The organism is Prevotella nigrescens, from assembly GCF_031191185.1.
Classification (GTDB): domain Bacteria; phylum Bacteroidota; class Bacteroidia; order Bacteroidales; family Bacteroidaceae; genus Prevotella; species Prevotella nigrescens.
Genome location: NZ_CP133464.1, coordinates 187,694 through 214,398, shown reverse-complemented (window position 1 = coordinate 214,398; position 26,705 = coordinate 187,694). Strand labels below are relative to the sequence as shown.

Genomic DNA, 26,705 nt, shown 5'->3' with positions numbered 1-26,705 from the left:
GTTTCCAACGGCAAATGCGGTGTAATGAACAAACTGCCAGACAATGCAAGGCTTCACTTCAAATCACGTTCTAACGGCAAATGCGGTGCAATGAAAAGCCTATGAAGCCATAAGAAAGGCGTGCTGGATTGATAATTCTTCCCCATCTGTCGTTAAAGAGCTTATTTTATGGTTTTAAATATTATTCCCTTTGTGTCGCAATAAATATTTATGAATGTGTATTAATCACTTTATCAATTAGTTACAGATATACAAATACAAATTATGGAAGCACATTCCAAAGAGAAAACACGGTCAGGCGATGGGGTAGGGAAGAGGATTTTAGAAATGAAAAGTAGTGTTTTGGGCACTTCATCGACAGGTTTTCGGCGTCAAAAAAGTGAAAAATTCCCATTCTGTCGCAGTCATTCTCCCTTTCTGTCGTGCCGATATGGCGGCGAGTTACCTATTTGTCGGCGACACATTACTATTCTGTCGGAGCGCCTTTCCCTATCTGTCGCCGGCAAGTTCCGTATCTGTCGCAGGTCGGAAGCTGGGATAATTGAGCATCAGGCAGTTGGGCTTTCCCTATATAATCTATTATAATGATTAAGAAAATGATACTCTAAGTTGACCGATGGAGTTGTGTTTTTAGTGCGGGGGATATTCCTTTCTGCTGTAATGATGATTTTAACAAAACGCCATTGCGACCCTCCCTATTTGTCGCAGGTGGCGTTTGGGAAGGCAGTTTGTGCCGTCCAGAGGTGCAGCTGGCAGCATTCGGGGGCGTAACCGAGAGCGTTCGGGTGGGCGGAATACGGTGTCTGGGATAAAATCAGTGGTGTTTTTTAGGTTTCCAGAAGATGGTTACGGCAATGGGAAGCACATCTAAAATCAGCATAAATATCCAGAAATCCAAAAAACTCGTGTCGTATTCAAGACTGATGAATATGCCTAAGACAGATATAAATGGTAGAATATACGATGTGGCATCTATCTTTGTGAACTGCTTAAGGGGAAAAATTTTCTTCCTGAAACCATTGATTATGGTGGTAAGCAGGACGACAATTCCCACTGCAATAAGCGCGTACATGGCGTACCAGTACGGGGCGTACGAGCCGAGAATGGGTTCGAGTGCAAACAGGAATAGGAAGACGGTGAAGCAGATGTTGAAGACTGAGCTGATTTTTTTCATATTTTGTCGCTATGAATTAGGTTGCAGACAATCCTTTTCGATATTTTTCTGCAACGTTGTTTTGTTAGATTTGAATTGTAAAACTCATTGCAGACAATCCTTTTAGATATTTTTCTGCAACGTCGTTTCTTATAAATAGGAAAAAGACGAAGGCAGACAGCTTCCTCGTTTTTATAAAAATCAAATAAACACAGTGGGAGTTTCGCTGCCTGCCTTCAAAAGAAAGGAATAATATCTTTACTATGTTTGTTCCTTGCGCGGAACGTTTCAGGAGTTTATTTTGCTGCGATGCACTCCACTTCCACGAGCGCATTCTTCGGCAAAGTCTTTACTGCGATAGCCGAGCGTGCCGGGAAGGGTTCGCTGAAGAACTCTGCGTACACCTCGTTCATGGCAGCAAAGTCGTTCATGTCCGAGAGGAACACGGTGGTTTTCATTACGTTTCCGAGTCCGATGCCCGCTTCTTCAAGGATAGCTTTCGCATTTGTGAGCGACTGTCTGGTCTGCTCCTTGATGCCGCCGGGGGCAAATTCTCCGGTTGCCGGGTCGATGGGCAGCTGTCCTGAAGTAATGATTAGTCCGTTTGCTTCGATTGCCTGGCTGTATGGGCCGATGGCTTTGGGAGCTTTGTTTGTGTTTACAACTTTCATAATTTTAGTTTTATAAATTGTTAGAATTGTCTTGATGGCTCTTCAGAATATGTATTTTCTATTGCGAACAGCCTATTTCTTAGGCAAATTTACAGTTTTTTTTGAAACCCTGCAACTACTTTCTTATATTTTAATGGCATGTATCTGGAAATTCAGAAGAGTTTACTTCGCAAAACAATATATTTACGTAAGTTTAACAAAACAATTTTTTCGATTGAACATTTATTGCACACTTGCTTTGTATTTTTGTACCGAATACGAGCCGTAGGAATGGCTAACGACTTGTTGTAGAGAGAGTTTTGCGAAGTTACACCGCCTGTTTGGCAGAACCCATGCAGTGCGGTTGCGACGGGAGTTATTAACCTTAATTTATATTTCAGGCAATTTAGAGGATATAATTCGTTTTATTTTCGGTTGCCATCAAACCACTTTTTACGTATTATGAAGTTACTTTCGAAGACCCATGTGGGCGATTGTCGCTGGCAGAGCGACGATGTAGCGAAGATGAAAGCCATGATAGTGGCAGACTTTTCGGAGTTGTTGAACCACGAAACGGTGGAGGGGCTGCGGTGGACGAGCACGAAGACCGACCTCGTGGAGCTGTCGCACCTTGTCTGGGAGACGGGCTTGCTGCTCGATGCCCGTGGCATTCCGCTGAGTTTCTGCAACATCGTGCGCCGCATTTGCAGGGTGCTGAATGTCGTTCCGCCTGCAAATCCGTCGGGCGTGCTGGACAAGATACGTGCGCGAAAGAACATTCGGGTGCGTCCCATCGTGGAACGCTACATGCTGTTGTACCACCAGCAGCGCATTCTGCACCCCATGCGTCTGGACATCAAGCGGCGGAGGGTGCGGCAGATGTAGTGGCTTGGCGTGCGGCGGAGCGTGGCAGGTGGGAAGGAAATGATGGTCGGTGAAAAGCAGAAGGGCTGTTTTGGTGCGGCAAAACAAGGCATTTTGGAAGGCAAAAGAGCCTGTTTTGGGCGGCAAGACAGCCTGTTTTGCAATCTGTAATTTTACCTAATTTTGGGTATTGTACATTTTTCAATCTCTAAGTAACTTTGCACCCACAAAAAATTAAACGTTATAAAACAAAATCTAAAAGTAATTCTTATGAATAAAAAATACTTGTTATTGTTCGTGTGTGGTCTGCTGTTGTCGTTCACCAATGCCATGGCAGCAGTGGGAAACGGTGTTATAAAGATTAAGACAAATGCGTCGAAAGGTCAGAAAATAAAGATGGAGATGTTTATTTTTGGCGGATGGGACGAAGACGGGGACGCCCTGGACAACAGTCCCGTCTACGGCGACAACTTCTCGGTAGACGGTGCCAACAACGTTACTGCGGCAGGGAACAAAGTCGTCATGACGGCAGACGGTCCCGAAATTACCATACATGGCGACGTAGACTATCTTTCCATAGTGGGGCAGGGCGTTACTTATATAGATGTGAGCAAGGCAACCGAGCTGTACGAACTCCGTGTAAACGAGAACCCCATCACGAGCATCGACCTGTCGAATGCACCGAGACTGAAGGTGTTCTGGGCAAGCAACTGCAAGGAACTCGCCACCGTCAGTCTGGAAAACACCCCGAAGCTCACGGGAATATCGCTGCAGGGAACACAGATTACGGCGCTCGACCTGAGCAACAATCCTAACCTCACCTCGCTCAACGTGGGCGAAAACCAGAACCTCAGCTCCATCGACGTTACGAAACTTCCCGCCCTCGAGGAACTCTGGGTGAACGGAAACGGAATGGAAAAGCTCGATGTTTCGAAGAATACCAAGCTGGAACGCTTGGAATGCAGCAAGAACAGCCTTGCCGATCTGGACGTTGCCAACAACGAAAAAATAGAGTTTCTTTCCTGCTGGGGCAACAAGATAAGTGGCAATTCGATGGACAAGCTGATAGCTTCGCTTGTGAAAGAGACCGAAGGAACCGAACGCGAGTTCTGCGTTTACAACAAGCTTTACGACAAGGAGAAGAACGCTCTGACCGTAGCACAAGCCAAGGCGGTGAAAGAACGCGGCTGGACACCCAAGCAGGCAACCGGCACCATGGACTTCTTTACGTGGCAAGCGTTTGACGGCGACGACGCAACCGGCATCAACACAGCCACCATCAGCCACGCAGCCGACAATGTCTGGTACGACTTGAACGGTCGCCGAGTGGCTAAACCCACACAGAAGGGCATCTACATTCACGGAGGAAAGAAAGTAGTAATCAGGTAACAGCATCTTCGTACACAGTAAATCCCGAAGTTTCCGTGTGTTCCTCGCATGGAAACTTCGGTGTCTTTTAAAATTAAAAGACATTCAACATAAGATGAAAAGACTCTTGTTGACACTCTTCGCATGCCTGCTTTTCGGTCAGCTGCAGGCACAGATGCGCTGCAAGGTGCTGGAAAGCGGCACGCACCAGCCCGTCATCGGTGCGACGGTCATGGCAGTTGGCACGAAGAAGATAGTTGCCGTAACCGACCAGAACGGCTGTTTCGTACTCTCTGAAGGCTTCAGCAAGCCCGTCAGAATATCGTATATCGGCTACAAGTCCATACAGGTAACGCCCAAGCAGCAAGGCATCTACTATCTGTCGGTAGACGTGAGCAGCCTGCAGGAAGTGGTGGTTACCGCGCAGGAAGGGCACGGCTTGTCCAGCGTTTCCACCATCAGCCGGCAAGCCATGGAGCATCTGCAACCCTCAAGTTTCTCCGACTTGCTGGAACTGCTGCCCGGCGGACGTGCCCACGACCCCCATCTCAACGTGCCCAACACCATAAACCTGCGCGAAGTACCCATAGCCAGCGACCAGTACAACACCTCTTCGTTGGGCACGCGCTTCATCATCGACGGTGCACCCGTGAGCGTAAACGGCAACATGCAGTACCTTTCGGGCGCAGTGGACCGCACCTCGGGCAAGCGGAACTTCGCCAATGCAGGTGTCGATATGCGCACCATCTCCACCGACGACATACAGGAAGTAACCATCGTGCGCGGCATTCCGTCCGTACAGTACGGCGACCTTACCAGCGGATTGGTCAAGGTGAAGCGGCGCAAAGGCGGCAACGACCTCTCTGCAAGGTTCAAGGCAGACATGGACAGCAAGCTGTTCTATCTTGCCAAGGCGTTTGAATGGCAATCCAAGAAACTCTCGCTCAACCTCAGTGCCGACTATCTCGACAACAAGGCAGAACCCCGCAACCTGCTCGAAACCTATCAGCGCATCACGCTTTCGGCACGTCTCAACAAGCGGTGGCACACCGAAGCGATGGACTATAACGGCTCGTTCAACATGGACTATGGCGGCTCGTTCGACAACGACAAGGCAGACCCCCAGTTCAACCATGGCGGAACAGACAGATACAAGTCCAAGTACAACCGATATGCCGCAAGCCTTTCGTTCAGCATGGGCAGCAACAACGAGCGACTTTTCTTCAAGAGTGCCGGGCTGTCGGCATCGTTCTCGTACGAGCGGAACCGCCTGGAGCGCACCAAACTTGTACAGCTGGACGGCGACACACCTGCTGCCATGACCATGACCAACGGCGAAAGCGATGCCGTGCTGATAGCTCCTTACAAATACACTGCCACCCATACGGTAGACGGAAAGCCCGTCAGCCTGTACCTGAAAGCCAACGCCAGCTTCAGCGCACCCGTCAGGGGACTGTCCAACACGCTGCTCGTGGGTGTCGATTACCAGATGGACCGCAACCTTGGCGAGGGACAGATATTCGACCGTCTGCACCCTGTCTACACGGGAGCATCGTATCGTCCGCGCCGATATGCCGACATTCCGGCGTCGCAAATGCTGGCTGCTTACGTGGAAGAAACCCTTAGCAAGGGCATAGGAAACCACAAATTAGACATAGAAATGGGCGTGCGAGCCGAAACAATGCCGGGTATAAGTAAACGTTTTGCCATATATAATAAGGTGAATGTAGACCCACGGCTGAATGTAGGGTGGACTTTTCCGTCGTTCAACCTGTGCCACAACCCCATGACGGTGAGCCTTTCGGGCGGCATAGGCTGGCAAAGCATGTTCCCAACCATCGACCTGCTCTACCCCGAACCCACCTACATGGACATTGTGGAGCTTAACTACTATCACGAAAAGCCCGAATACAGGCGCATGTACCTGCAGACCTACGTCGTCGATCCCACCAATACGGAACTGAAGGCAGCCCGAAATCTGAAGTGGGAAGCCAAGACGGATGTGGAGTGGGGCGGAAACCGTCTCACCGTAACCTGTTTCGTGGAAGACATGAAGTCGGGTTTCCGCACCATGGACGTCTATGCGCCATACGCCTACAAGGAGTTCGACGCATCAGGAATAGACCCCGACGCACTCACAAGTCGCCCCGACATCAATGCGTTGCCCTATAAGGCAAGGAACGTCATGCGGGCTTACGAGCACGCTTCCAACGGCAGCCGCACCTACAAAAAGGGATTGGAGTGGGTGCTCTCCACCGTTCGCTTCCCCATAATCAACACCCGCCTCACCGTAACGGGGGCGTGGTTCCGCACCGAATACCACAATTCGCAGCCCATAATGTACAAGCCCTCCAAGACGATAGGGGGCGAACCGCTCGAAATAGTGGGCATATACAAGGACGACGACGGCTTTATCAGGGAGATGGTAAACACCAACTTCACCTTCGACACCACCATTCCGAAGCTCAAGCTGGGCTTCTCGCTGTCGGCACAGTGCGTGTGGCTCACTGCCGAACAGTCCATGCGCAAGGAAAATGCGCCGCTGCAGTACATGGACAGGGACGGAAACATACACCCATACACCGAAGCCGATGCGCACGACACGTACCTGCAGCACCTTGTCCGCACCTATACCGACGGCATGTTTCGCCGCCAGACCGTGCCCTTCAGCATGGATTTGAACCTCAAGGCTACCAAGAAGCTCTTCAACAACAGGCTCATGGTGGCACTCTTCGTAAACAAACTGTGGGACATACACCCCGACTACGAACGCAACAGCTTCGTTGTACGCCGATACGTAACCCCCTATTTCGGACTTGAAATGAACGTAAAACTATAAAGTCAGGCGGAAACGCACCCTGCGCGCAGCCGCAAAGAATTTAAAACGAACACCATAATGAAATACTTGTCCTACCTGATAGCCGTGCTCATGCTGCCGTTCGCTGCAGCAAGCTGCGGACAGAAATACGACGATTACTACACGCAAGCCGTCGTTACGCTGCAAGTTCCCGACACCATCGTGCCTGTGGAAATGCAAGGAACGGTGGTTCTGAAGAACCTCTCTGACGGTCGCCGCTACACCGTATCGGCATTCAGGGGCACCACTGCCGCCCTCGACGTGCTGCGTGGTTCGTATATGCTCGATGCCGAAGGTACGCTGCGCTACCGAATGGCAGACGGAACAGAACACGTAAAGTATTACAGAGCTTCGGAAAACTATGTGGAAATTGTTGCACACCCCACGCAGATAAGTACGAAAATCATCTTCATGTAGGCACGGGAACTGTCATCATGTACACAGAACCCACCCCTTGGTAAGCAAAACCCACCCTTTTGGTGGACAAAACCCACTCTTTGGGTAAGCAAAAACCCCTCTTTATATATACGGAATGAACGGAAGACTACTGATAACCGCCTGCTGCTGTCTGCTGCTTTCGCCTGCAATGGCACAAGACAGGGACACCACCGCAACAGCCGAGCACCGCAACGGCTGGACAAACATACTGGGCAACGCACTGCACAACCCCGCCTTCATGCACGCTGCCTACACCACTTCGCTGTCGGAAATGTACCTGAACGTAAGTTACAGGCAAGCCAACAAACCGCAACAAGCCCAAACGGGCGACGGACACACGCTGGGCAACATTGCCGTAAGCTCCTATCTGAAGCTCAGTCCGAACACCACCGTGTGGGGCGGGGCGTCCTATCAGACGGGCAGGAAGCGCAACATACGCTTCAATTCCACCTCCGACTACGACCAGCTTTATCCCTACGTCATGGCAGATACCATCGGCGGAGACCTGCAAAACGAGCAATACGCCTTCGGCGGAGGCTATGCCGTGAAGCTGAAGCAATGGACCTTCGGGGCAGAAATAGACTTCAGGGCAGAACACGAATACCGCACCATCGACCCCAGACCGCGAGGAATAGCCACCGACCTGACCCTCCGCATCGGGCTGGCTCGTGCTTATGGAAACTACAACATGGGGGCAGGAATAGGCATGCGCACCTATAAGCAGACCAACAACGTAGACTTCTACAATCCGCTGGGCGTCGTTCCCGAATACCACATGACGGGACTCGGAACCAACTATGTGCGCTTTGCAGGGGCTGTCCGCTCCTCTTACTATAAAGGGACGGGCGCAATTGCCGACCTGCAGCTGTCGCCTTTAGATGCAAGTGGGGCATATCTGTCCATCGAAGGCAGCTATATGCCTTACAACAACATACTCACCGAGCTGAACGCACTGCCCATAACACGATTGGAAGTGAGCACCACTACCATGCAGGCAGGCTGGAAACACGAGGGAAAAATGCGGTGGGCGGCTTACTCGGGCTGGAACATGGAGCACCGCCGGGGCAACGAACACATTGCAGGAAGCTCGTCGAGCACCGAATACAAGTCGCTTATGACGCTGTCGATGTTCCGCAGTCGCAAGTCAGACTACCACGTTGGCGGAGCAATAGGCATCGGAAGGCAGTCCCAATTCATGCTCCACGCAAGGTTGGGCTGGCTCGACGACCATTCGGAATACATCGACCTGAAACGCGAAATGGCTTTCACGAAGACCTACGGACGGCTCGGCTGGCAATGGTTGTGGCGTCGCAGCGCACAGTGGCTGCTGGAATGGAACGCAGATGCAGCCTGCTTCCACAACAGTTCCAGGCGGATAGTCATGCCCTATGCCATCATGGACAGGCAGATAACGCAGCTGGTGAACGACACCTACGCCGCCAAGACCGCCCACCTCTGGGAGATGGGAACGCAGTGTGCCGTCTACCATCACCCGAAACAGTGGAAGGGCGCAGGCATTTTCCTCAGGGCAACCTTCGCCTACAGCCACTCTTCCTTCCTCCATCAGGTGGAAACGAATGCCACCGTTGGCGTAACATTCTGACGAAAAAGTAAATACAGCAATACAACAGAACAATGGACACAAGCAAATTCAGGCATGATTGGAACGCAGTGCCGGTCATCTTCGCCCTCCTCTGCATGGCAATGTGGTCGTGCAACAAGTACAAGGACGATGTAGCGGAACCGAAAATGGTGAGCCACCGCCTCTCTCTCAACATGCCGCTCAACATAAACGGAGCGACACTGGGCGAGGGAACGGCAGTGCTGACCAACATTCAGACCGGCAGGAAATACACTGTAGCGAACTTCCAGCCGTCCGGCAAAGGCTTTGCAGCCGACATATCGCTGCCCGAAGGCAGCTACAACATTGCCGTGAAAGGCATCATCGGCTATCGGCTCAACGGTCAGGACATTGCCGCAAAGGTGAAGGCTGCACGAGAGAACGTAGCCATTGGCGCGGCAGAAACCACCTCCACCACCGAGATAGCCCTCAACGTGTATTCCGCACAGGAGGGATTCGTCATATCAGAAATATTCTTTACCGGCACGACAACGCCCGACGGGTTCATGTACACCGACGACCAGTACTTCAAGATAGGCAACAACAGCGACACGACGCTGTATGCCGACGGCATCGCCTTCGTGGAATCGTTCTTCACCAGCGACGACAAGCACGACTATCAGCCCGACATCATGGACGAGGCAATGACCATCTCAGCCATCTATGTCATTCCCGGCACAGGGCACGACGTACCCGTCAAGCCCGGCGAAGAACTGCTCATGGCACTCACTGCCATAGACCATCGAGCCGTAAACCCCAACTCTTTCGACCTGCGCAAAGCCAATTTCGAAATCTACGATAAGGGTTCGAACCCCGAAGGCGACCAGGACAACCCGAAGGTACCCAACCTTTCCAACTGGTATGCCAACTTCAGCGGAACGTTTGTAATGCACACCCGGGGCGTGAAAAGCTACGCACTGGCTCGCCCAATGGCAGACCGGAAGACCTATACGGCGAAGTATCGCTACAAGTTCGGCTACATATTCAGGCAGGGCGACATCGTCGTGCCCATGGACGAATACGAATACTTCATGCCCAACGCATGGATTGTAGATGCCGTGAACCTTGCCGTGCCCACCGCACACGAGTGGAACATCATCTCGCCGATGCTCGACAAGGGCTTCACTTACTGCGGAACTGTGGACTTCGACGAGTCCCGCTACAACAAGGCAGTCATCAGAAAGAAGGACGGAAGGAAGTGGATTGACACCAACAACTCCACCGACGACTTCCTGCCCAATGCCGTTCCATCTTGCCTGAAAAAGCCTTAGACGGCACAGCAGGCGGCAAGGCAAGGTGCAGCCGGAATCAAGACGAAACATTAAAAGCAACATATAAAAACAGATATGAAACATTTTCTCACCATCGTTGCAGTATTCATAGCCTGCAACGTCTACGCACAAGAGGGCAGGCTGGACACCGACAAGACCATACGCAAGGGGGTTCTGCCCAACGGAATGACCTACTACATACGCCACAACAGCCAGACAAAGGGCGTGGCAGACTTCTACATCGCCCAGAAAGTAGGTTCCATACTCGAAGAACCACGCCAGCGCGGACTGGCACACTTCCTGGAACACATGGCATTCAACGGCACGCGCCACTTCCCCGGCGACTCCATTCGTCCGGGAATCGTGAAGTGGTGCGAGAGCGTTGGCATCAAGTTCGGAGCCAATCTCAACGCCTACACCAGCGTGGACCAGACCGTCTACAACATATTGGCAGCACCCGTAACACGCGAAGGCATCATCGACTCGTGCCTGCTCATACTCCACGACTGGAGCCACGACCTGCTTCTGACCGACAAGGAGATTGACAAGGAACGCGGAGTGATAGAAGAGGAATGGCGGACACGCCGCACCGGCATGGCAATGCAGCGCCTTGCAGAACAGTCCATGCCCGTTATCTACGCCGGAACGAAGTATGCCGACTGCATGCCCATCGGCAATATGGACATCGTAAGAACCTTTCCTTACAACGACTTGCGCGACTATTACCGCAAATGGTACCGCCCCGACCTGCAGGCAATCATCGTTGTGGGCGACATAGACGAGGACGGAATGGAGACGAAGATACGCAAGATGTTTGGCAACATACCCCTGCCTCCAAATCCTGAACGGCGTGTTTACTACCCCGTGGGCGACAACAGGAAGATGATACTGTACACGGCAACTGACAAGGAGCAGCCTACCGTGAACTTCACACTATACATGAAGCGCGACATAACGCCGAAAGCCGAGCGCAACACCCTGCGGAACTATGCCGACGACTACAAGACAAGCATTCTGCGAATGGCTGTAAACGACCGCTTGGAAGCACTTGCCAGAGCTGCCGACGCTCCTTTCATATCGGCATCGGTGCGCGACGGCAACTTCTTCCTGGCGTCCACGAAAGACGTTTTCGAGCTTTCGGGCGTGCTGAAGGAGGGCAGGGTGCTCGAAGGAATACGCCTTCTGGTGGGCGAAGTGGAGCGCGCACGCGCCAACGGCATCACTCCCGAAGAGCTGAAACGGGGAAAAGCCGAGATGCTGTCGTTTGCAGAGAATGGCTATAACGACCGCACCAACCGTCGCAATGGCGAGTTTGTGGAAGCCTGCGTGCAGAATTTCCTCGAAGAAACGCCCATCTTGGAACCCGAATACGAGCTTGGACTGGTGCGGAAACTCGACAAATCGGTTACTCTTGCCGACATCAATGCGTTGGCAAAGGACATAATAACCAATCAGAATCAGGTGGTTACGCTCTTCGGCCCTGCCAAGGAAGGGTTTGAGATGCCTGCCAATGCCACCATCGAAAAAAACATCTTGGAAGCCCAGACACGGAAATATACCCCCTACCACGAGGCAAAGGCGTTGGGCGACAGCCTTGTAACCAACCTGCCAAAGCCAGGCAGCATCGTGTCGGAACGCAGTTACAAGTTTGGCTACACCGAGCTGACGCTCTCCAACGGAATGAAAGTTTATGTGCGACAAACCGACTTCGAGCCCGACGAGGTGAACCTGAAGCTCTTCAGCATGGGCGGAAAGAACCTCTACCCCGATGCCGACATGCCCAACCTGACCTACCTTATGGCTGGCGCAACCATCGGTGGAGTGGGGCAGTACGACGACCTTGCGCTGGAGAAGATGCTGGCTGGGAAGACCGCAACCGTGGCTCCTTACATCGACGACGACACGGAAGGCATGACGGGAACTTCCAACGTGAAGGACACCGAGACCCTTCTGGAACTGGTCTACCTCTACTTTACGCAGCCACGGAAAGACCCGCAAGCCTTCAAGAGCCTGATGGAACAGCAGGAAGCATTCCTGACCAACGCCCACGTAAACCCGATGTTGGCATACAACGACACCCTCCACAAGGTGGCATACGGCACCGACCGCCTGGCATCGATGGACAAGGAACGGCTGAAGAAGGTGAGCTACGACCGCATCATGCAGATTTACAAGGAACGGTTTGCCAGCGCAGCCGACTTCAAGCTTATTCTTACGGGCAACATCAACCTCGACAAGCTCCGCCCATTGCTCTGCCGGTATATGGCAGTGCTGCCTTCCAACAATCGCACGGAAGGCATTGGTACACACGGCGCAAGGCTCGTCGATGGCAAGAAGACGTACGTCTTCCACAAGGAACAAGCCACGCCGACAGCCATCACCACCATCGTGATAAAAGGAAAAATGGAATACAGCAACCGCAACGAACTGCTGATGGACGCCATAGGGCAGCTCCTGCGCATCGTCTACACCGACAAGGTGCGCGAAGAGAAGGGCGGCACCTACAGCGTACAGGTGTCGGGCGACCTGCAGCACCACCCCGACGACGAGGCATTGCTGCGCATTGCCTTCCAGACCGACCCGCAGAAGTACCACGAGCTGATACCCATCGTGTACGAACAACTGCACAAGATGGCGACCGAAGGGCCCTCGCAGCAAGACCTCGACAAAGTGAAGGCTTACGAACGGAAGGTCTACAACCAGGTGTTGCGCATGAACAACTACTGGGAATACGTGCTCTACAGCGACCTGTTCAACGGAATAGACGTGGACACCACCTTCCGTTCCATCGTTGAAAGCATGACTTGCGATGACATTCGCACCACGCTCCGCCAACTGCTCGACCAGAACAATTGCATAGAAGTTACGATGACACAAAAATGAATGCCCGCAAGGCAAAGGCAAAACAGGCTCTTTTGGACGACAAAAGAGCCTGTTCTGTTTCCTGAAAGAGCCTGTTTTGTTTTTCAAGGGCATGGGGGTGCTTTTTTCAAAGTAGCTTTTAATAGGTTTTTTCTAAGGTTCCCTAGTTTTCCTAGGGTTCCTAGAGTTCCTAGGAACCCTAGGGATTCTAGGAAAACCACCCCCTTCTTCCACCGCAGAAACCGCAGCACCTACAAAAGCAGCACCCCCACCTGGTAGACAACGGCACTCACTATCCACGCCAGTGCCGTGGTGTACACGGCAGCAAAGATGCCCCACTTCCAGCTGCCCGTCTCGCCTTTTATCGCCGCTATGGTGGCTACACAAGGGAAGTAGAGCAGGACGAAGAGCAGGAAACAGAAGGCTGTGAGCCGTGCCAGCGGTTCGGCTTGCGCGTAACTGATGTGGTTCTGTTTGGCTACATCTGCCGTCATCTGGTGGCGCAGTGCCTCGTATTTATGACTGTCGTCGCTGTACGTGTTGTCGTCGCCGAACGAATCGTTGTTCGTATAGAGCACGCCCATGGTCGAAGCCACTATTTCTTTCGCACCAACTCCTGCCAACAGTCCCACGTCCAGACGCCAGTTGAAGCCCATCGGACGGAAAACGGGTTCTATCGTCTTGCCTATTTGCCCAATGTAGCTCTGTTCTTGTCGGGCTTGATTGCCCAAGTTGGGATTGTCGGGCACGGGAAAATAGCCTAAAGCCCACACTATGATGGACGCAACGAGTATGATTCCTCCCATTTTCTTCAGATATTGCTTGCCCTTTTCCCACGTATGTCGCCCTATTGCCTTCCATGTCGGAAAACGATAGGGTGGGAGTTCCATCACAAACGGCGTGTCTTCGCCCTTTACGAGCGTCTTGGAGAAGAGCCGTGCCAGCAGCACAGCCATTGCAATGCCGATGGCATAGAGCAGCATCATGACTGCCGAGCGGTATCGGGCGGCAAAGAACGAGCCTGTTATCATGATGTAAATGGGCAGCCGTGCCGAGCAGCTCATCATCGGAAGAACCAGCATTGTAACCAATCGGCTGCGCTTGCTCTCTATGGTTCGGGTCGCCATGACTGCCGGAACGTTGCAGCCGAAGCCCATGATGAGCGGAATGAACGACTTGCCGTGCAGTCCCATCTTGTGCATGAGGCGGTCCATGATGAACGCTGCACGCGACATGTAGCCGCAGTCTTCCATGTACGAGATGAAGAAATAGAGGATAAGGATTTGCGGAAGGAACACGATGACAGCCCCCACGCCCGCAATGGCTCCGTCTACGAGCATGGCTTTCACCGGCCCGTCGGGCAAGGCGTTGTTTAAAACTTCCGAAATCCACGCCACGCCGGCATCAATCCAGTCCATGGGATACTGCCCGAGGCTGAACGTTGCCGTGAACATTACGAAGAGAATAAGGAAGAAAAGCGGAAAGCCGAGGTACTTGTTCGTCAGGATTTTGTCTATCGTGCGCGTCGTGTCGTAGGCATCTTTCCCCTTTCCTGTGGTGTAGTGCACCTCCTGCAGTGCTCCGTGTATGAAGCCGTACTTGGCGTCCATGATGGCAGTTTCGCTGTCTTTGCCAGTCTCTTCCTTCACGCGCCTGGCGGTTTCGTCGCGGTGTTGCATTATCTCCGTGGCATCGGGGAACGATTTCACCAGGCGTTCTGCCTCCTTGTCGTTCTCCAGCAATTTTATGGCAAGGTAGCGTGTGGAGTATTTTTGCGATGCGTCGGACTCCTCGTTCAGGTGTTCCTGAATTTCGGCAATGCCGTTTTCAATCTCGTGTCCGTGGTTTATGTGAATGTGCCGGTAGAGCGGTGCATCGCCCTTTTTGCCCTCGCAGTTCTGTATGATGGTCTGGAACAGCTCCCTGACGCCCCTTCCCGATGTGAAGACGGTGGGCACCATGGGCACTCCCAGCAGCATTCCCAATTTCTTATAGTCTATGTGGTCGCCACGGTTTTCCACCTCGTCGTACATGTTCAGGGCGCATACCATGGGCACGTTCATGTCTATGAGCTGCGTGGTAAGGTAGAGGTTGCGTTCCAAGTTCGATGCGTCTATCACGTTGACGACGATGTCCGGTGTCTTGTCCACGAGCTGTTTGCGCACGTAGAGCTCTTCCGGGCTGTATGCCGAGAGGCTGTATGTGCCCGGCAGGTCTACCAGTTCAAAGTGGTAGCCCATCATGTCGGTGTAGCCGTACTTGGCATCTACGGTAACGCCCGAGTAGTTTCCCACCCGCTCGTGCGCCCCCGAGGCGAAGTTGAAGAGCGACGTCTTGCCGCAGTTGGGGTTGCCCACGAGTGCCACGTTTATGGTGTGGAGCTGTTGGTTGTGTCTTTTTTCTTCTTCGTCGGGTGCCAATGTAGGCTCGTAGGGGTCTGACGGGTCAGCCTCCAATGGCGGATTGTAAGTAGAATCTGTGGGATATTGTGTTTTCTTCCCGGCATTGTCGTTGTTCGTGCCGGTGTCTTGGCTGTCGTTATCGGTGGTGTCTTGCAGCGAGTTGCCTATGGGTTGCACCTCGATAAGGTCGGCTTCGTTGTGCCGCAGGCTCACTTCGTAGCCCATGATACGGTATTTCACGGGGTCTTTCAGCGGCGCATTGAGCAGTACTTTCACTTCCTTGCCACTGATGAACCCCATTTCTATGATACGTTTTCTGAAGCCTCCGTGTCCCGAAACCTTCACGATGATGCCGGCTTCGCCTGTCTTCAGTTCTGATAACTTCATTCTCTTGTTCTTTTAGACAAAGGTACGAAGAAATCGCCGGAGGCTGTACACTGTCCTCTCGAAAGTTTGCTAAAATACCTAATAATGGGGATAGGACAGCCGTTCCCGGGCAGTCAGCCACTTGTTTTATCTGCTGATTTTGTCAAATTATTGCGATGATGTACAACCGGATAGTTGTTTTTTCCGTACCTTTGCACCCGAACAACCATGCCATGCCGCTTTGCAGACCCCGAAACGGACTTGCCAAGGGCGACTGACAATATAAAAACAACCAATATGAAACTTACAGAACAACGGAGCAGCATGCTCCACGGAGTCCTCCTGATGGCTCTCTTTGCGTGTGCGGCATTCTATATCGGCGACATGCGCTTTGCCAAAGCTTTGTCGTTTTCGCCGATGATAGTCGGCATTATCCTCGGTATGCTCTATGCCAACAGCCTTCGCAACAATTTGCCGGAGACGTGGACGCCCGGCATCGTATTCTGTTCCAAACGCATTCTGCGCTTCGGCATCATTCTCTACGGCTTTAAACTCACTTTCCAGGACATCACTGCCGTAGGGCTTCCTGCCATCATCATCGATGCCATAGTGGTTACGGTAACCATCTTGCTCGGCATCTTTATAGGACGGTTGCTGAAGATGGACCGCAGCATAGCCCTGCTCACGGCTTGCGGAAGTGCCATCTGCGGGGCAGCAGCAGTAATGGGCGTGGACGGCGCAATACGCCCGAAACCCTACAAGACAGCCGTTGCCGTTGCCACGGTGGTCATCTTTGGTACGCTCTCCATGTTCCTTTATCCGGTTCTTTACCGCTCGGGCGTGTTCGATTTGCCTGCACAACAGATGGGCATTTTTGCGGGTTCTACCATTCACGAAGTGGCACATGTGGTGGGAGCAGGCAACGCAATGGGCAGCGCAATAAGCGACAGTGCCATCATCGTGAAGATGATTCGCGTGATGATGCTGGTGCCCGTGCTGCTCGTCATCGCCTTCTTCGTGGCAAAGGACGTTGCGAAGCGTGAGGGCGCAGAGGGAAAGAAGAACAAGATACAGGTGCCTTGGTTTGCCATCATGTTCCTGCTCGTAATCTGTTTCAACAGTCTCAACCTGCTGCCCGAAGAGGTTGTGAAAGGCATTGTAACCCTGGACACCTTCCTTTTAACCATGGCCATGACGGCACTCGGTGCGGAAACGAGCATCGACAAGTTCAAGAAGGCAGGCTTCAAGCCCTTCCTGCTGGCTGCCATCATCTACTGCTGGCTCATCGGCGGCGGCTATTGCTTGGCACGTTTCGTTGTCCCGATGCTGATGTAAGGGTAGAAAGTGCAGTCTGGAAATATTGTTTTTTCTATGAGTTTTTAGGAGTTCTGAGAACCTTAAGAGCTATATTTGCTCTGATGTTCAGAGGTTTTGGAATTCTAAGGGTGCTATATTGTTCTTCGGAAACGATGACACGAAGAACACTTCACCGCAATCTCTCTTCGGGAAAATATAAGAAAGGCGTGTTCCGAAAGTGGAACACGCCTTGTTCATAGATAAGTTTAATCAAGAAAAAAGCGTTCTGTTACAAATTGCCATTATTGGCTTTGTTAATCATTTCCTTCGAAGCGTACATGTAAACTTCTACTCTTCGGTTTGCCTGGCTGACGCGCTTGTTCTCTATTGGGTTCGAACTGCCAAGACCTTCTACGGTGCGAATTTGTGCAGAAGACACACCCTGACCGCGCAGGTAGTTTGATACGGACTTGGCACGACGCTCCGACAGCGGAATGTTTATGTTGTCGTTGCCCGATGCATCGGTATATCCCTGAATGGCAACGTCGCAGTCGCTGTTCTGTCTAAGCACGCCGGCAAACTTCGTCAGGTCGTGTTTAGCCGATGCGTTGAGGTCCGAACTGTTGGTGGCGAACAAGATTCCAGAGTCGAAAGTAACCTTTACGCAGCTCAAGCCGTTGGCATCTTTCACGGTTTCAACCTTGGCATTGTCTACCTGAGCCTGGGTCTGCTCCTTCACTTTGTCCATGTGTCTGCCGATGATGGCACCCGTTCCGGCACCCACGGCAGCTCCGATGGCAGCTCCGATGGCTGTTCCCTTGGTGTTCTTGCCGATGATATTGCCCACGATTCCGCCGAGCACGGCACCTGCCCCGGCACCTCCTGCACTGTAAGTTCCCTGGTTTGTTGCACAGCCTGACACGAGCGTAGCCACGCAAAGTGCAGCTGCCATTGTCTTTAAATTCTTCATAATGTGTATAATTTAAAACGTTTTGTCTTGTAATATGTTCTGTTCCGGCTGTTCGCACATGCTGTCCGAGCGTGTCGTACATTCTCTCCGGACGAAACAACTTGTAATTGTTATCCTGCAAAATCAGTGCCTTGGAGCTGCGCCGACCACGAAGCAAAGATACAACTATTTTTGTTCTGACGTGCTGTTTGCCAACATTTTTTTGTAATTTTGCACAAAATTACGCCAATTGCACTAATCAAACAAGGGGATTTGCCTATTTGATTAGGGAATTTGCCTACTTGTACGAAACAGTAAAAAAATTATATAGAACATGGCAAAAGAATTGAAACACCTTACCAAACGGGCAGAAAACTATTCACAATGGTACAACGACCTTGTTGTGAAAGCCGATTTGGCAGAGCAGTCTCCCGTCCGCGGCTGTATGGTAATAAAGCCTTACGGATACGCTATATGGGAGAAGATGCAGGCACAGTTGGACAAAATGTTTAAGGAAACGGGCGCACAGAATGCCTATTTCCCCCTTCTTATCCCGAAGAGCTTCCTTTCCCGCGAGGCTGAACACGTGGAAGGGTTTGCCAAGGAATGTGCCGTGGTTACACACTACCGCCTCCGTGCCAACGAGAAAGAGGGCGGAGTGGAAGTAGACCCCACCGCAAGGCTCGACGAAGAGCTCGTTATCCGTCCCACGAGCGAGACCATTATATGGAACACCTACCGCAACTGGATACACTCGTACCGCGACCTGCCGCTCATGTGCAACCAGTGGTGCAACGTCATGCGGTGGGAAATGCGCACCCGCCCCTTCCTCCGCACATCGGAATTCCTGTGGCAAGAGGGGCACACGGCACACGCAACGCGCGAGGAAGCAGAGGAAGAAGCAAGGCGAATGCTGAAAGTTTATGCCGACTTTGCCGAACAATGGCTCGCCGTCCCCGTGGTGCAGGGCGTGAAGAGCGAGACCGAACGCTTTGCAGGAGCACTCGACACCTACACCATCGAAGCCATGATGCAGGACGGAAAGGCACTCCAGAGCGGCACGTCGCACTTCCTCGGGCAGAACTTTGCCAAGTCGTTCGACGTTACTTTCCTCAATAAGGAGAACAAGCCCGAGTATGTCTGGGCTACATCGTGGGGCGTAAGCACCCGTCTCATAGGTGCGCTCATCATGGCACATTCCGACGACAACGGGCTCGTGTTGCCTCCGAAGATAGCTCCGATACAGGTTGTCGTCGTGCCAATCTTCAAGGGCGACGAGCAGTTGGCAGCCATTTCGGCGAAGCTGCAGCCCGTCATCGACCAGCTCCGACAGCTCGGCATCAGCGTGAAGTACGACGACAGCGACAACAAACGCCCCGGTTTCAAGTTTGCCGACTACGAACTCAAGGGCGTGCCCGTGCGTTTGGCAATGGGCGGACGCGACTTGGAGAACAACACCATAGAGATAATGCGCCGCGATACGCTGGAAAAGGAAAACGTTTCGTTCGACGGCATCGTAGAAAGAATTGCGAAACTGCTCGACGACATTCAGGAAAACATCTATCAGAAGGCACTCAGCTTCCGCAACGGACACATCTACGAGTGCGACAACTACGACGAATTTAAGGAACGAATAAAGGACGGCGGCTTCTTCCTCTGCCACTGGGACGGTACAACGGAGACCGAAGAGAAGATTAAGGAGGACACCCAAGCCACCATTCGCTGCGTTCCTTTCATGTTCGAACAGACCGAAGGCGTGGACATGGTAAGCGGCAGACCTGCCAAAAAACGTGTCATCATAGCCCGCTCGTACTGATTTCGATACCTCCGGACACCGAAGCCACGCACCGTTCAGTGCGTGGCTTCTGCATTTTTGGCAGACGGAAGTCTGTACATGGTAACCTTGTTGTTTGTAAAGAAAACAGTAACGGCGCAACTGCCTTGCTGTCAGTGCCTTGCAAAGGTCTTCGTCTTGCATGGCGAAAACGGTTGTCTTGTACGCCAAAACCTACTGTTTTACCGTGCGATAGGGGCACTTTTGCAAAGCCGTGCCGCGGCAATCGCTTTTTGGCAGAATTTTCTTTACAATGCCGAAGAGGCATGCGCCAATGGCGGACAGCATGCAGCAAACCATTTTGTCGATGCCAGCAAGACGGCAGAACCATTTTATATGCAAGCAAGGACAGTGTTTGCATATTCCGTTTTTTATGCTTACCTTTACAGCTTGAACTTAAACAGCTTAGGCAGAATGGAAGAACATCTAACCGTTTACAGGGCTTCGGCAGGGTCTGGAAAGACATTCACCCTTGCCGTGGAATACATATCGCTGCTGGTGAAAGACCCCGAGAACTATCAGCACATACTTGCCGTAACCTTCACGAACAAGGCTACGCAGGAAATGAAGATGCGCATTCTGTCGCAACTCTACGGCATTGCCCATTCGCTGCAGTCGTCGGAGCAGTATTTCAACAAGGTGAAAGAGAAGACGAACATGCCCGATGCCGTGATAAGGAACAATGCACGGGTAGTCCTTACGCTGCTCATTCACCGCTACAACAACTTCAGGATACTCACCATAGACGCCTTCTTCCAACAAGTTCTGCGCAATTTGGCACACGAATTGGGGCAGACTGCCAACCTGAGGGTAGACCTGAACAACGAGGAAATAACCGAAAAGGCAGTGGACCAGATGATAGAAAGCCTGGAAAAGGGGCAGCCGGTGCTGCAATGGATAAGCTCGTACATCGACAACAGCATAGAAGACGACAACGGCTGGAACATCATTGGCAAGATAAAGAGCTTCGGAGCAAACATATTCAAGGACTTCTACAAAGCCCACGAAGCCGATTTGAAAGAGAAATTGAGCGATGCCGACGACTTCAGGAAATACGAAACGACGCTGCGCCACCGCCGGAACGCCATTCGGAAAACGTTCAACGACAAGGCGAAAAGTATTCTGAAGGCTATCCGGGAAGCCAACGAAGACGTGCCGGGCAACTTCCGCAGCGGACTGTATAAGTATCTAACAGAGAGCGCAACCCAGCCCCTTACCTACGAACAGCCCAAGGCAGGCGTGCTGAAAGCCAACGAATCGCCACAGAACTGGGTCAGCTCCAAATGTGCAAAAGCCGACAAGCAGATAATACAGACACTGGCTGCCGAGGGACTTTCTGCCCAGCTCAGCGAACTGATTGCCTACAATCGCGACAACTGGAACGAGTTTCAGTCTGTCCGTCTCACCCTTTCGCACCTCTCCGAGCTGCGGCTTCTGCACGCCATAGCCGATGCCGTAGACAGCTTTACCAAAGATTCGAACCGCTTCATGCTTAGCAACACGCAGGCATTGCTGAAGGAACTGATTGCCGACAGCGACACGCCTTTCATCTTCGAGAAGATTGGTGCACGCCTGAAACACATCATGATAGACGAGTTTCAGGACACCAGCACCATACAATGGCAGAACTTCAAGGTGCTGTTAGCCAACTGCATGGCACAGGAATTGTCGCAAAACCTGATAGTGGGCGACATAAAACAGAGTGTGTACAGATGGCGGCAAGGCGACTGGGGCATACTGAACAGCATAGAAGACAGCTTCGCCCACCAACGGATAAGGCTGGAAACGCTCGACTATAACTATCGGTCGGAAAAGCGGATTATCGACTTCAACAACGCATTCTGGAAAGAATGTATTGCCAACACCGTGAAAGAGCTGGAACAAAGCGATGCAGACAAAGTCCCGATAGTGCAGAAAGCATACGAAGATGTGGCGCAGAAAACACACAAGACAGCCGACAACGGCTATGTAAGAATAAGTCTCTTCCCCGGCAGAAGCATAAAGGACGCCGTGCTGGAAGAACTTGTAGAAACCATAAAGACACTGTTTGCCAACGGCTATGGCGGCAAGAACCAAAGCAAGATTGCCATTCTGGTGCGCTCGAAAACCAACATTCAGGACATTGTGGACACGCTCTTGGCAACCTTCGGAAGCGAAATGAACATCGTTTCCGACGAGGCTTTCCGCTTAGATGCGTCGTTGGCAGTAAACATTATAGTAAGTGCCATGCACCTGCTTACCCACCCCGACGACGTATTGACGAGGGGAAAGTTGGTGAAACTCTACAATCAGGAAGTGCTGAAAAAGCCATTGACCGACACCGACCTGCTGGTTTCGCCCACCCAAAGCGGCGATGCCGATGGGCAAGACTTGGACAAGAAGCAACGCAGACAGATGGCTGCCCGACGGCAAAGGGCAAAGTTGGACAGCGAATTGCCCAAGGAATATGTCGAGAACAGAGAACTTTTGCTGGGTCTGCCCATCGTTGATTTGGTCGATAAACTATTCATGCTGTTCGGCTTAGACCGCTTGGAAGGGCAGAGTTCGTACGTTTGCACACTCTACGACACCCTGAACGACTTTCTGAACGACCACACCGCGGACATCGACGACTTCATTGCCGAGTGGGAAAATACCCTTTCGTCCAAGACCATACAGAGCGACGAGATAGAGGGAATACGCATCATGACCATTCATAAAAGCAAGGGGTTGGAGTTCGACAACGTCATCATACCCTTCTGCAACTGGGATTTGGAGAAGCCCGACACGTTATGGTGCGAAACGGAAGGCAAGCCCGAACCCTACAACAAGCTGCCTTTGCTGCCCATAAACTTTAGGCGGAGCGAAATGCTGGGCACGGTTTTTGAAGACGATTACAAGGAAGAACACTTCCAGAACATCGTAGACAACCTTAACTTGCTGTACGTTGCGTTTACAAGAGCATCGAAAAACCTGTTCGTTTCGGGCGCCCGTCAAGGCAAGTCGGCACTCGACAAGATTGCAAAAGGCATTCCGCCAGCCAATCGTTCGTATGCCATCGAAACGGCATTGAAGCAGGTTAGCGAACAGTTACGGGGCAGCGTGCTCGACTTTCCCGACGACATCGGCAGCGAAATACACTTTCGGTACGGCGCCATCGCCCCCGCAACGCACGAGGAAGAGCGCACCGCGGCAGACAATCCGTTCTTGGTTAAGCCCGGCAAACACATTGTAAGCATAGCCACATATCCCCAGGCGGCAAGCTTTAAGCAGAGCAACAAGAGCATGGAATTTGTGAAGGGAGAAGACGTGGACCCCTCCGACAGAACGCGATACATAAAGATAGGCAACGTGTTGCACCAGCTCTTCTCTACCATTTATACCACCGACGACATTCCGGCAAGGCTGAACGAACTGGAACAACAAGGCATCATATACAACGACGAGATAACTTCGGCACAGCTGCGCACCCGCATTGAAGATGCCATAACCCACCCACAGGTGCAGGAATGGTTCTCCAAAAGGTGGCAGCTGTACAACGAATGCACCATATTAGAGTACAATAAAGAAACCGACGAGGTGGAAGAACATCGCCCGGACAGGGTAATGACCGACGGAAAAGAGGTTGTCGTGGTAGACTTTAAGTTCGGAAACGAACGGGAAGAATACAAAAGGCAAGTGCAAAGATACATGGAAATACTGACCCACATGGGACATAAGAATGTGTCGGGATACCTGTGGTATGTGGTAAAAAACATAGTAACCGAAGTTGAAATCGACCCTAAAGCGTAACAAGATGAAGACTTTCCTGCAAGAAGTAGCAAACGATTTGATAGCAAAACACGGCAACGACTTAGCCCATACAGCCATTGTCTTTCCCAATAAGCGGGCTGCTCTGTTCCTCAATCAGGAACTGGCAAAGCGTGCTGACGGTCCCATCTGGAGCCCGGCGTACGTTACCATCTCCGAATTATTCCGCCAACAGTCCGACCAGACCATAGCCGATCCGATTAAAAGCCTGTGCGTTCTGCACCGGGTATATGTGGAACAGACAGGCAGAAACGAGACACTCGACGAGTTTTACGGCTGGGGGCAGCTGCTGTTGGCTGACTTCGACGACATCGACAAGAACATGGCAGACGCCGAAAAGGTGTTCCGCAACATACGAGACCTGCACGAATTGGACACGATAGACTATCTTACGGAGAACCAAAAGGCAGAACTCGGCAGGTTTTTTGCCAACTTCACGGGCGATTCGAGCATACTCAAGGAACGCTTCCTGAACCTTTGGAGCAAGCTGTACAATATCTATTCCGAATTCAAGGCACGCCTTCGGGCAGAGCATTTGGCTTACGAGGGTATGCTGTACAGAGACGTCGTGGAACAAAAACAGCTGCCCGACCGCTACGATACCTACATCTTTGTGGGCTTCAACGTGCTGCAGAAGGTGGAACAAGAACTGTTCTCGGCTCTGAAAAGCGAGGGAAAGGCACGCTTTTACTGGGACTACGACCACTACTATATGGTGCAGACCAACGAGGCAGGCACCTATATTAACAGGTGCTTGGACAAGTTTCCAAACGAATTTAGTGCCGACAACCCTCTTTATACAGGCTTTGAAACCGACAAGGAAGTACGCTACGTGTCTGCCCCGACCGAGAACTTGCAAGCCCGCTACGTGTCCGAATGGCTGTTGGAGAACCAGCGCTACAAGGCAGGAAAGCGCACGGCGGTGGTCATGTGCAACGAAATGCTGCTGCAAACCGTTATACATTGCATTCCGCCCGAGGTAGATACGCTCAACGTAACAACGGGTTATCCGCTGTCGCAGACACCCATCACCTCCATGGTCTGGCAGCTCATAGCACTCCAGACCGAGGGCTATTCGGCACAAGAAGGTGCTTACCGTCTGCAACAACTGTCGCACGTGCTGCGCCACCCCTACGGAAAATATCTCGGAATAGATGCCGGCAATCTGCTCGCCGAGCTGCAAGTAGAGAAGCAATACTATATTAAGGTGGAACGCACACGCCTGAAACACGTGGACAAACCGGTAGATGCACTGGTGGAATGGCTGTCGGAGACGGTCAGAACCATCGCAATGAATGGGGCAGAGAGCCACGACCAGCTCTTTCAGGAATCTACTTTCCGCATGTACACGCTGCTTAACAAGTTGTTGGAACTGATGAAAGGGGGCGAACTGACAGCCGATTTCGTCATCTTCCGCCGCCTTTTCGGTCAGCTCATTGCCTCTACCACCATTCCCTTCCACGGCGAACCGGCGCGCGGAGTGCAGATAATGGGTGTGTTGGAAACACGCAATCTCGACTTCGATAACGTGCTGGTGCTCTCCTGCAACGAGGGAAACATGCCCAAAGGAGTAAACGACGTGTCGTTCATTCCCCACTTTGTGCGCAAGGCTTACGGTCTTACCACCATCGACAACAAGGTGTCTGTGTTCAGCTATTACTTCCATCGGCTGCTCCAACGTGCCAGGAACGTAACACTATTGTACAACAATTCCACCGAAGGAACGCGTGCCGGAGAGATGAGCCGCTTCATGTTGCAGCTGTTGGTAGAGAGCAAACTCGACATAAGACAGTGGGCGTTGCAAGCCGGACAGGAACCGTTAATGTTGCAAAAGACAATCATCAGGAAGGACGAAACGGTGCTACAGAAGCTCAACGGCATATCCTACTTCTCGCCAACTGCCATCAACACCTATCAGCGATGCCCCGTAATGTTCTACTACAAGTATGTTGCCGAACTCTCGGAAAGCGACGACAACGAGACGGAAGACATTGACGGACGTGTCTTTGGAAACATTTTCCACTGTGCGGCACAGCTGATGTACGAGCGACTTCTGCCGCGCGAGGTAATTAAAGGCAGCGATATAGAACAGCTTTTAAAGACCGGACGCTCGGTACAGTCGCCCACGTCGGGCAACGCAAACGCCACCTTAGACAGCGTGGTGAGCGAGGCTTTCGCCCGCGAACTGTTCCTGCAGAAGCCCGGAAGCACCCGCCACCCGAAGCTGAACGGTCTGCATATCATCAAGAAAGAGGTCATAGAGAAGTTCCTCCGACACCTTCTCCAGCTCGACTTGCGTACTTCTCCGATGCGCGTAATACGCCACGAGTTCGACATCTACAAGCGTTTTACAATAGATGTCGGGGGAAAGCAGAAGACCATAACGGTGGGCGGACGTGTCGACAGGTTGGACGAAATAAGGCTGAACACGCCCGAAGAGCAGCTCCGTGTGGTCGATTACAAAACCGGAAACAAGGTGGCAGGACAGCTGAAGGACGTAGATGCCATATTCGACTCGGGAAAAATACTGACCGATAAGAGCGACTACATCTTCCAGGCGGTGCTGTACAGCATCATCGAACAGACCAACGATGCCGACAACAATCCCAACCACAAGCCCGTAAGTCCGGCATTGCTCTTCATACAACACGCCGGAAGCGACCACTATTCGCCCATTGTTACATTGGGTGGAGAGCCTGTTACGAATGCCGTAGCCTACGAAGCCGACTTTGAAAACTTCTTGAAGGCAAAGTTGGAAGAACTCTTTGGCAGCGAAACTTTCGTACCCACGGGCAACCAGAGAATATGCGAGTACTGCCCATACAACCAGCTCTGCGGGCGAGGGTAGGGGTGAGCAGCCCGTGCAACCCTCATTGCCACTTTAGGCAGGCAGCATGGAGAGGTCGATTTGTTTGCCCCCTCATATCCATAAACCACCCGAACGATTTCATGTTTATCGCCCTTACGGCAGGTGTCTGCAGCGAT

General features: G+C 52.0%; 15 protein-coding genes. 11 read left to right on the top strand and 4 right to left on the bottom strand.

What is annotated here, in order from left to right:
* Positions 1–814: 814 nt before the first annotated feature.
* Both RDV52_RS00750 and RDV52_RS00745 read right to left on the bottom strand, forming a co-directional pair.
* The gene (locus RDV52_RS00750) at positions 815–1,174 is read right to left on the bottom strand and encodes a hypothetical protein (protein ID WP_004367503.1); all 360 of its coding nucleotides are present in this window, start codon (positions 1,172–1,174) and stop codon (positions 815–817) included.
* A gap of 275 nt (positions 1,175–1,449) precedes the next feature.
* Positions 1,450–1,824, bottom strand: a complete 375-nt coding sequence (locus tag RDV52_RS00745; protein WP_004361895.1) for a RidA family protein — start codon at positions 1,822–1,824, stop codon at positions 1,450–1,452.
* A gap of 414 nt (positions 1,825–2,238) precedes the next feature.
* Here RDV52_RS00745 and RDV52_RS00740 point away from each other — a divergent pair, with 414 nt between their 5' ends.
* From RDV52_RS00740 to RDV52_RS00710, 7 genes are all read left to right on the top strand, one after another.
* On the top strand, positions 2,239–2,688 hold the full coding sequence (locus RDV52_RS00740) for a hypothetical protein (protein ID WP_223381216.1): 450 nt from the start codon (positions 2,239–2,241) through the stop codon (positions 2,686–2,688).
* A gap of 249 nt (positions 2,689–2,937) precedes the next feature.
* On the top strand, positions 2,938–4,056 hold the full coding sequence (locus tag RDV52_RS00735) for a leucine-rich repeat domain-containing protein (protein WP_004367499.1): 1,119 nt from the start codon (positions 2,938–2,940) through the stop codon (positions 4,054–4,056).
* A gap of 94 nt (positions 4,057–4,150) precedes the next feature.
* Entirely contained in the window at positions 4,151–6,874 is a 2,724-nt protein-coding gene (locus RDV52_RS00730; protein WP_040557210.1) for a TonB-dependent receptor, read from the top strand.
* A 57-nt stretch (positions 6,875–6,931) separates the two neighbouring features.
* Positions 6,932–7,309: a hypothetical protein gene (locus tag RDV52_RS00725; RefSeq protein ID WP_004361887.1), complete on the top strand. Its 378-nt coding sequence runs from the start codon at positions 6,932–6,934 to the stop codon at positions 7,307–7,309.
* Between the two features lie 115 nt (positions 7,310–7,424).
* Positions 7,425–8,933 carry a DUF6850 family outer membrane beta-barrel protein gene (locus RDV52_RS00720; RefSeq protein ID WP_040557208.1) on the top strand — a complete coding sequence of 503 codons (1,509 nt, stop codon included), beginning with the start codon at positions 7,425–7,427 and terminating at the stop codon, positions 8,931–8,933.
* 32 nt (positions 8,934–8,965) lie between these two features.
* Entirely contained in the window at positions 8,966–10,222 is a 1,257-nt protein-coding gene (locus RDV52_RS00715; protein ID WP_004367496.1) for a DUF4876 domain-containing protein, read from the top strand.
* 75 nt (positions 10,223–10,297) lie between these two features.
* A complete protein-coding gene (locus tag RDV52_RS00710; RefSeq protein ID WP_004367495.1) occupies positions 10,298–13,105 on the top strand; it encodes a M16 family metallopeptidase in 2,808 nt (935 codons plus the stop codon).
* Positions 13,106–13,335: 230 nt separating this feature from the next.
* On the opposite strand, the gene feoB is transcribed toward RDV52_RS00710, so the two are convergent.
* Positions 13,336–15,873 carry a ferrous iron transport protein B gene (gene feoB / locus RDV52_RS00705; RefSeq protein ID WP_004367494.1) on the bottom strand — a complete coding sequence of 846 codons (2,538 nt, stop codon included), beginning with the start codon at positions 15,871–15,873 and terminating at the stop codon, positions 13,336–13,338.
* Positions 15,874–16,149: 276 nt separating this feature from the next.
* Here feoB and RDV52_RS00700 point away from each other — a divergent pair, with 276 nt between their 5' ends.
* Positions 16,150–17,187 (top strand): YeiH family protein, encoded by a 1,038-nt coding sequence (locus RDV52_RS00700; RefSeq protein ID WP_040557294.1) that lies wholly within the window; start codon positions 16,150–16,152, stop codon positions 17,185–17,187.
* Positions 17,188–17,437: 250 nt separating this feature from the next.
* Here RDV52_RS00700 and RDV52_RS00695 read toward each other — a convergent pair whose 3' ends face one another.
* Positions 17,438–18,118 carry an OmpA family protein gene (locus RDV52_RS00695; protein WP_004361877.1) on the bottom strand — a complete coding sequence of 227 codons (681 nt, stop codon included), beginning with the start codon at positions 18,116–18,118 and terminating at the stop codon, positions 17,438–17,440.
* Between the two features lie 313 nt (positions 18,119–18,431).
* Here RDV52_RS00695 and proS point away from each other — a divergent pair, with 313 nt between their 5' ends.
* The 3 genes from proS to RDV52_RS00680 all read left to right on the top strand — a co-directional run bounded on the left by proS (position 18,432) and on the right by RDV52_RS00680 (position 26,568).
* The gene (proS, locus tag RDV52_RS00690; RefSeq protein WP_004367490.1) at positions 18,432–19,913 is read left to right on the top strand and encodes a proline--tRNA ligase; all 1,482 of its coding nucleotides are present in this window, start codon (positions 18,432–18,434) and stop codon (positions 19,911–19,913) included.
* Between the two features lie 432 nt (positions 19,914–20,345).
* Positions 20,346–23,702 (top strand): UvrD-helicase domain-containing protein, encoded by a 3,357-nt coding sequence (locus RDV52_RS00685; protein ID WP_040557293.1) that lies wholly within the window; start codon positions 20,346–20,348, stop codon positions 23,700–23,702.
* Between the two features lie 4 nt (positions 23,703–23,706).
* Positions 23,707–26,568, top strand: a complete 2,862-nt coding sequence (locus RDV52_RS00680; RefSeq protein ID WP_004367488.1) for a PD-(D/E)XK nuclease family protein — start codon at positions 23,707–23,709, stop codon at positions 26,566–26,568.
* Positions 26,569–26,705 lie beyond the last annotated feature (137 nt).

Excerpts from the sequence above, each read along its gene's own strand:
- RDV52_RS00750 (WP_004367503.1), bottom strand. The coding sequence starts at position 1,174 with ATGAAAAAAATCAGCTCAGTCTTCAACATCTGCTTCACCGTCTTCCTA.
- RDV52_RS00745 (WP_004361895.1), bottom strand. The coding sequence starts at position 1,824 with ATGAAAGTTGTAAACACAAACAAAGCTCCCAAAGCCATCGGCCCATAC.
- RDV52_RS00735 (WP_004367499.1), top strand. The coding sequence starts at position 2,938 with ATGAATAAAAAATACTTGTTATTGTTCGTGTGTGGTCTGCTGTTGTCG.
- RDV52_RS00730 (WP_040557210.1), top strand. The coding sequence starts at position 4,151 with ATGAAAAGACTCTTGTTGACACTCTTCGCATGCCTGCTTTTCGGTCAG.
- RDV52_RS00725 (WP_004361887.1), top strand. The coding sequence starts at position 6,932 with ATGAAATACTTGTCCTACCTGATAGCCGTGCTCATGCTGCCGTTCGCT.
- RDV52_RS00720 (WP_040557208.1), top strand. The coding sequence starts at position 7,425 with ATGAACGGAAGACTACTGATAACCGCCTGCTGCTGTCTGCTGCTTTCG.
- RDV52_RS00715 (WP_004367496.1), top strand. The coding sequence starts at position 8,966 with ATGGACACAAGCAAATTCAGGCATGATTGGAACGCAGTGCCGGTCATC.
- RDV52_RS00710 (WP_004367495.1), top strand. The coding sequence starts at position 10,298 with ATGAAACATTTTCTCACCATCGTTGCAGTATTCATAGCCTGCAACGTC.
- feoB (WP_004367494.1), bottom strand. The coding sequence starts at position 15,873 with ATGAAGTTATCAGAACTGAAGACAGGCGAAGCCGGCATCATCGTGAAG.
- RDV52_RS00700 (WP_040557294.1), top strand. The coding sequence starts at position 16,150 with ATGAAACTTACAGAACAACGGAGCAGCATGCTCCACGGAGTCCTCCTG.
- RDV52_RS00695 (WP_004361877.1), bottom strand. The coding sequence starts at position 18,118 with ATGAAGAATTTAAAGACAATGGCAGCTGCACTTTGCGTGGCTACGCTC.
- proS (WP_004367490.1), top strand. The coding sequence starts at position 18,432 with ATGGCAAAAGAATTGAAACACCTTACCAAACGGGCAGAAAACTATTCA.
- RDV52_RS00685 (WP_040557293.1), top strand. The coding sequence starts at position 20,346 with ATGGAAGAACATCTAACCGTTTACAGGGCTTCGGCAGGGTCTGGAAAG.
- RDV52_RS00680 (WP_004367488.1), top strand. The coding sequence starts at position 23,707 with ATGAAGACTTTCCTGCAAGAAGTAGCAAACGATTTGATAGCAAAACAC.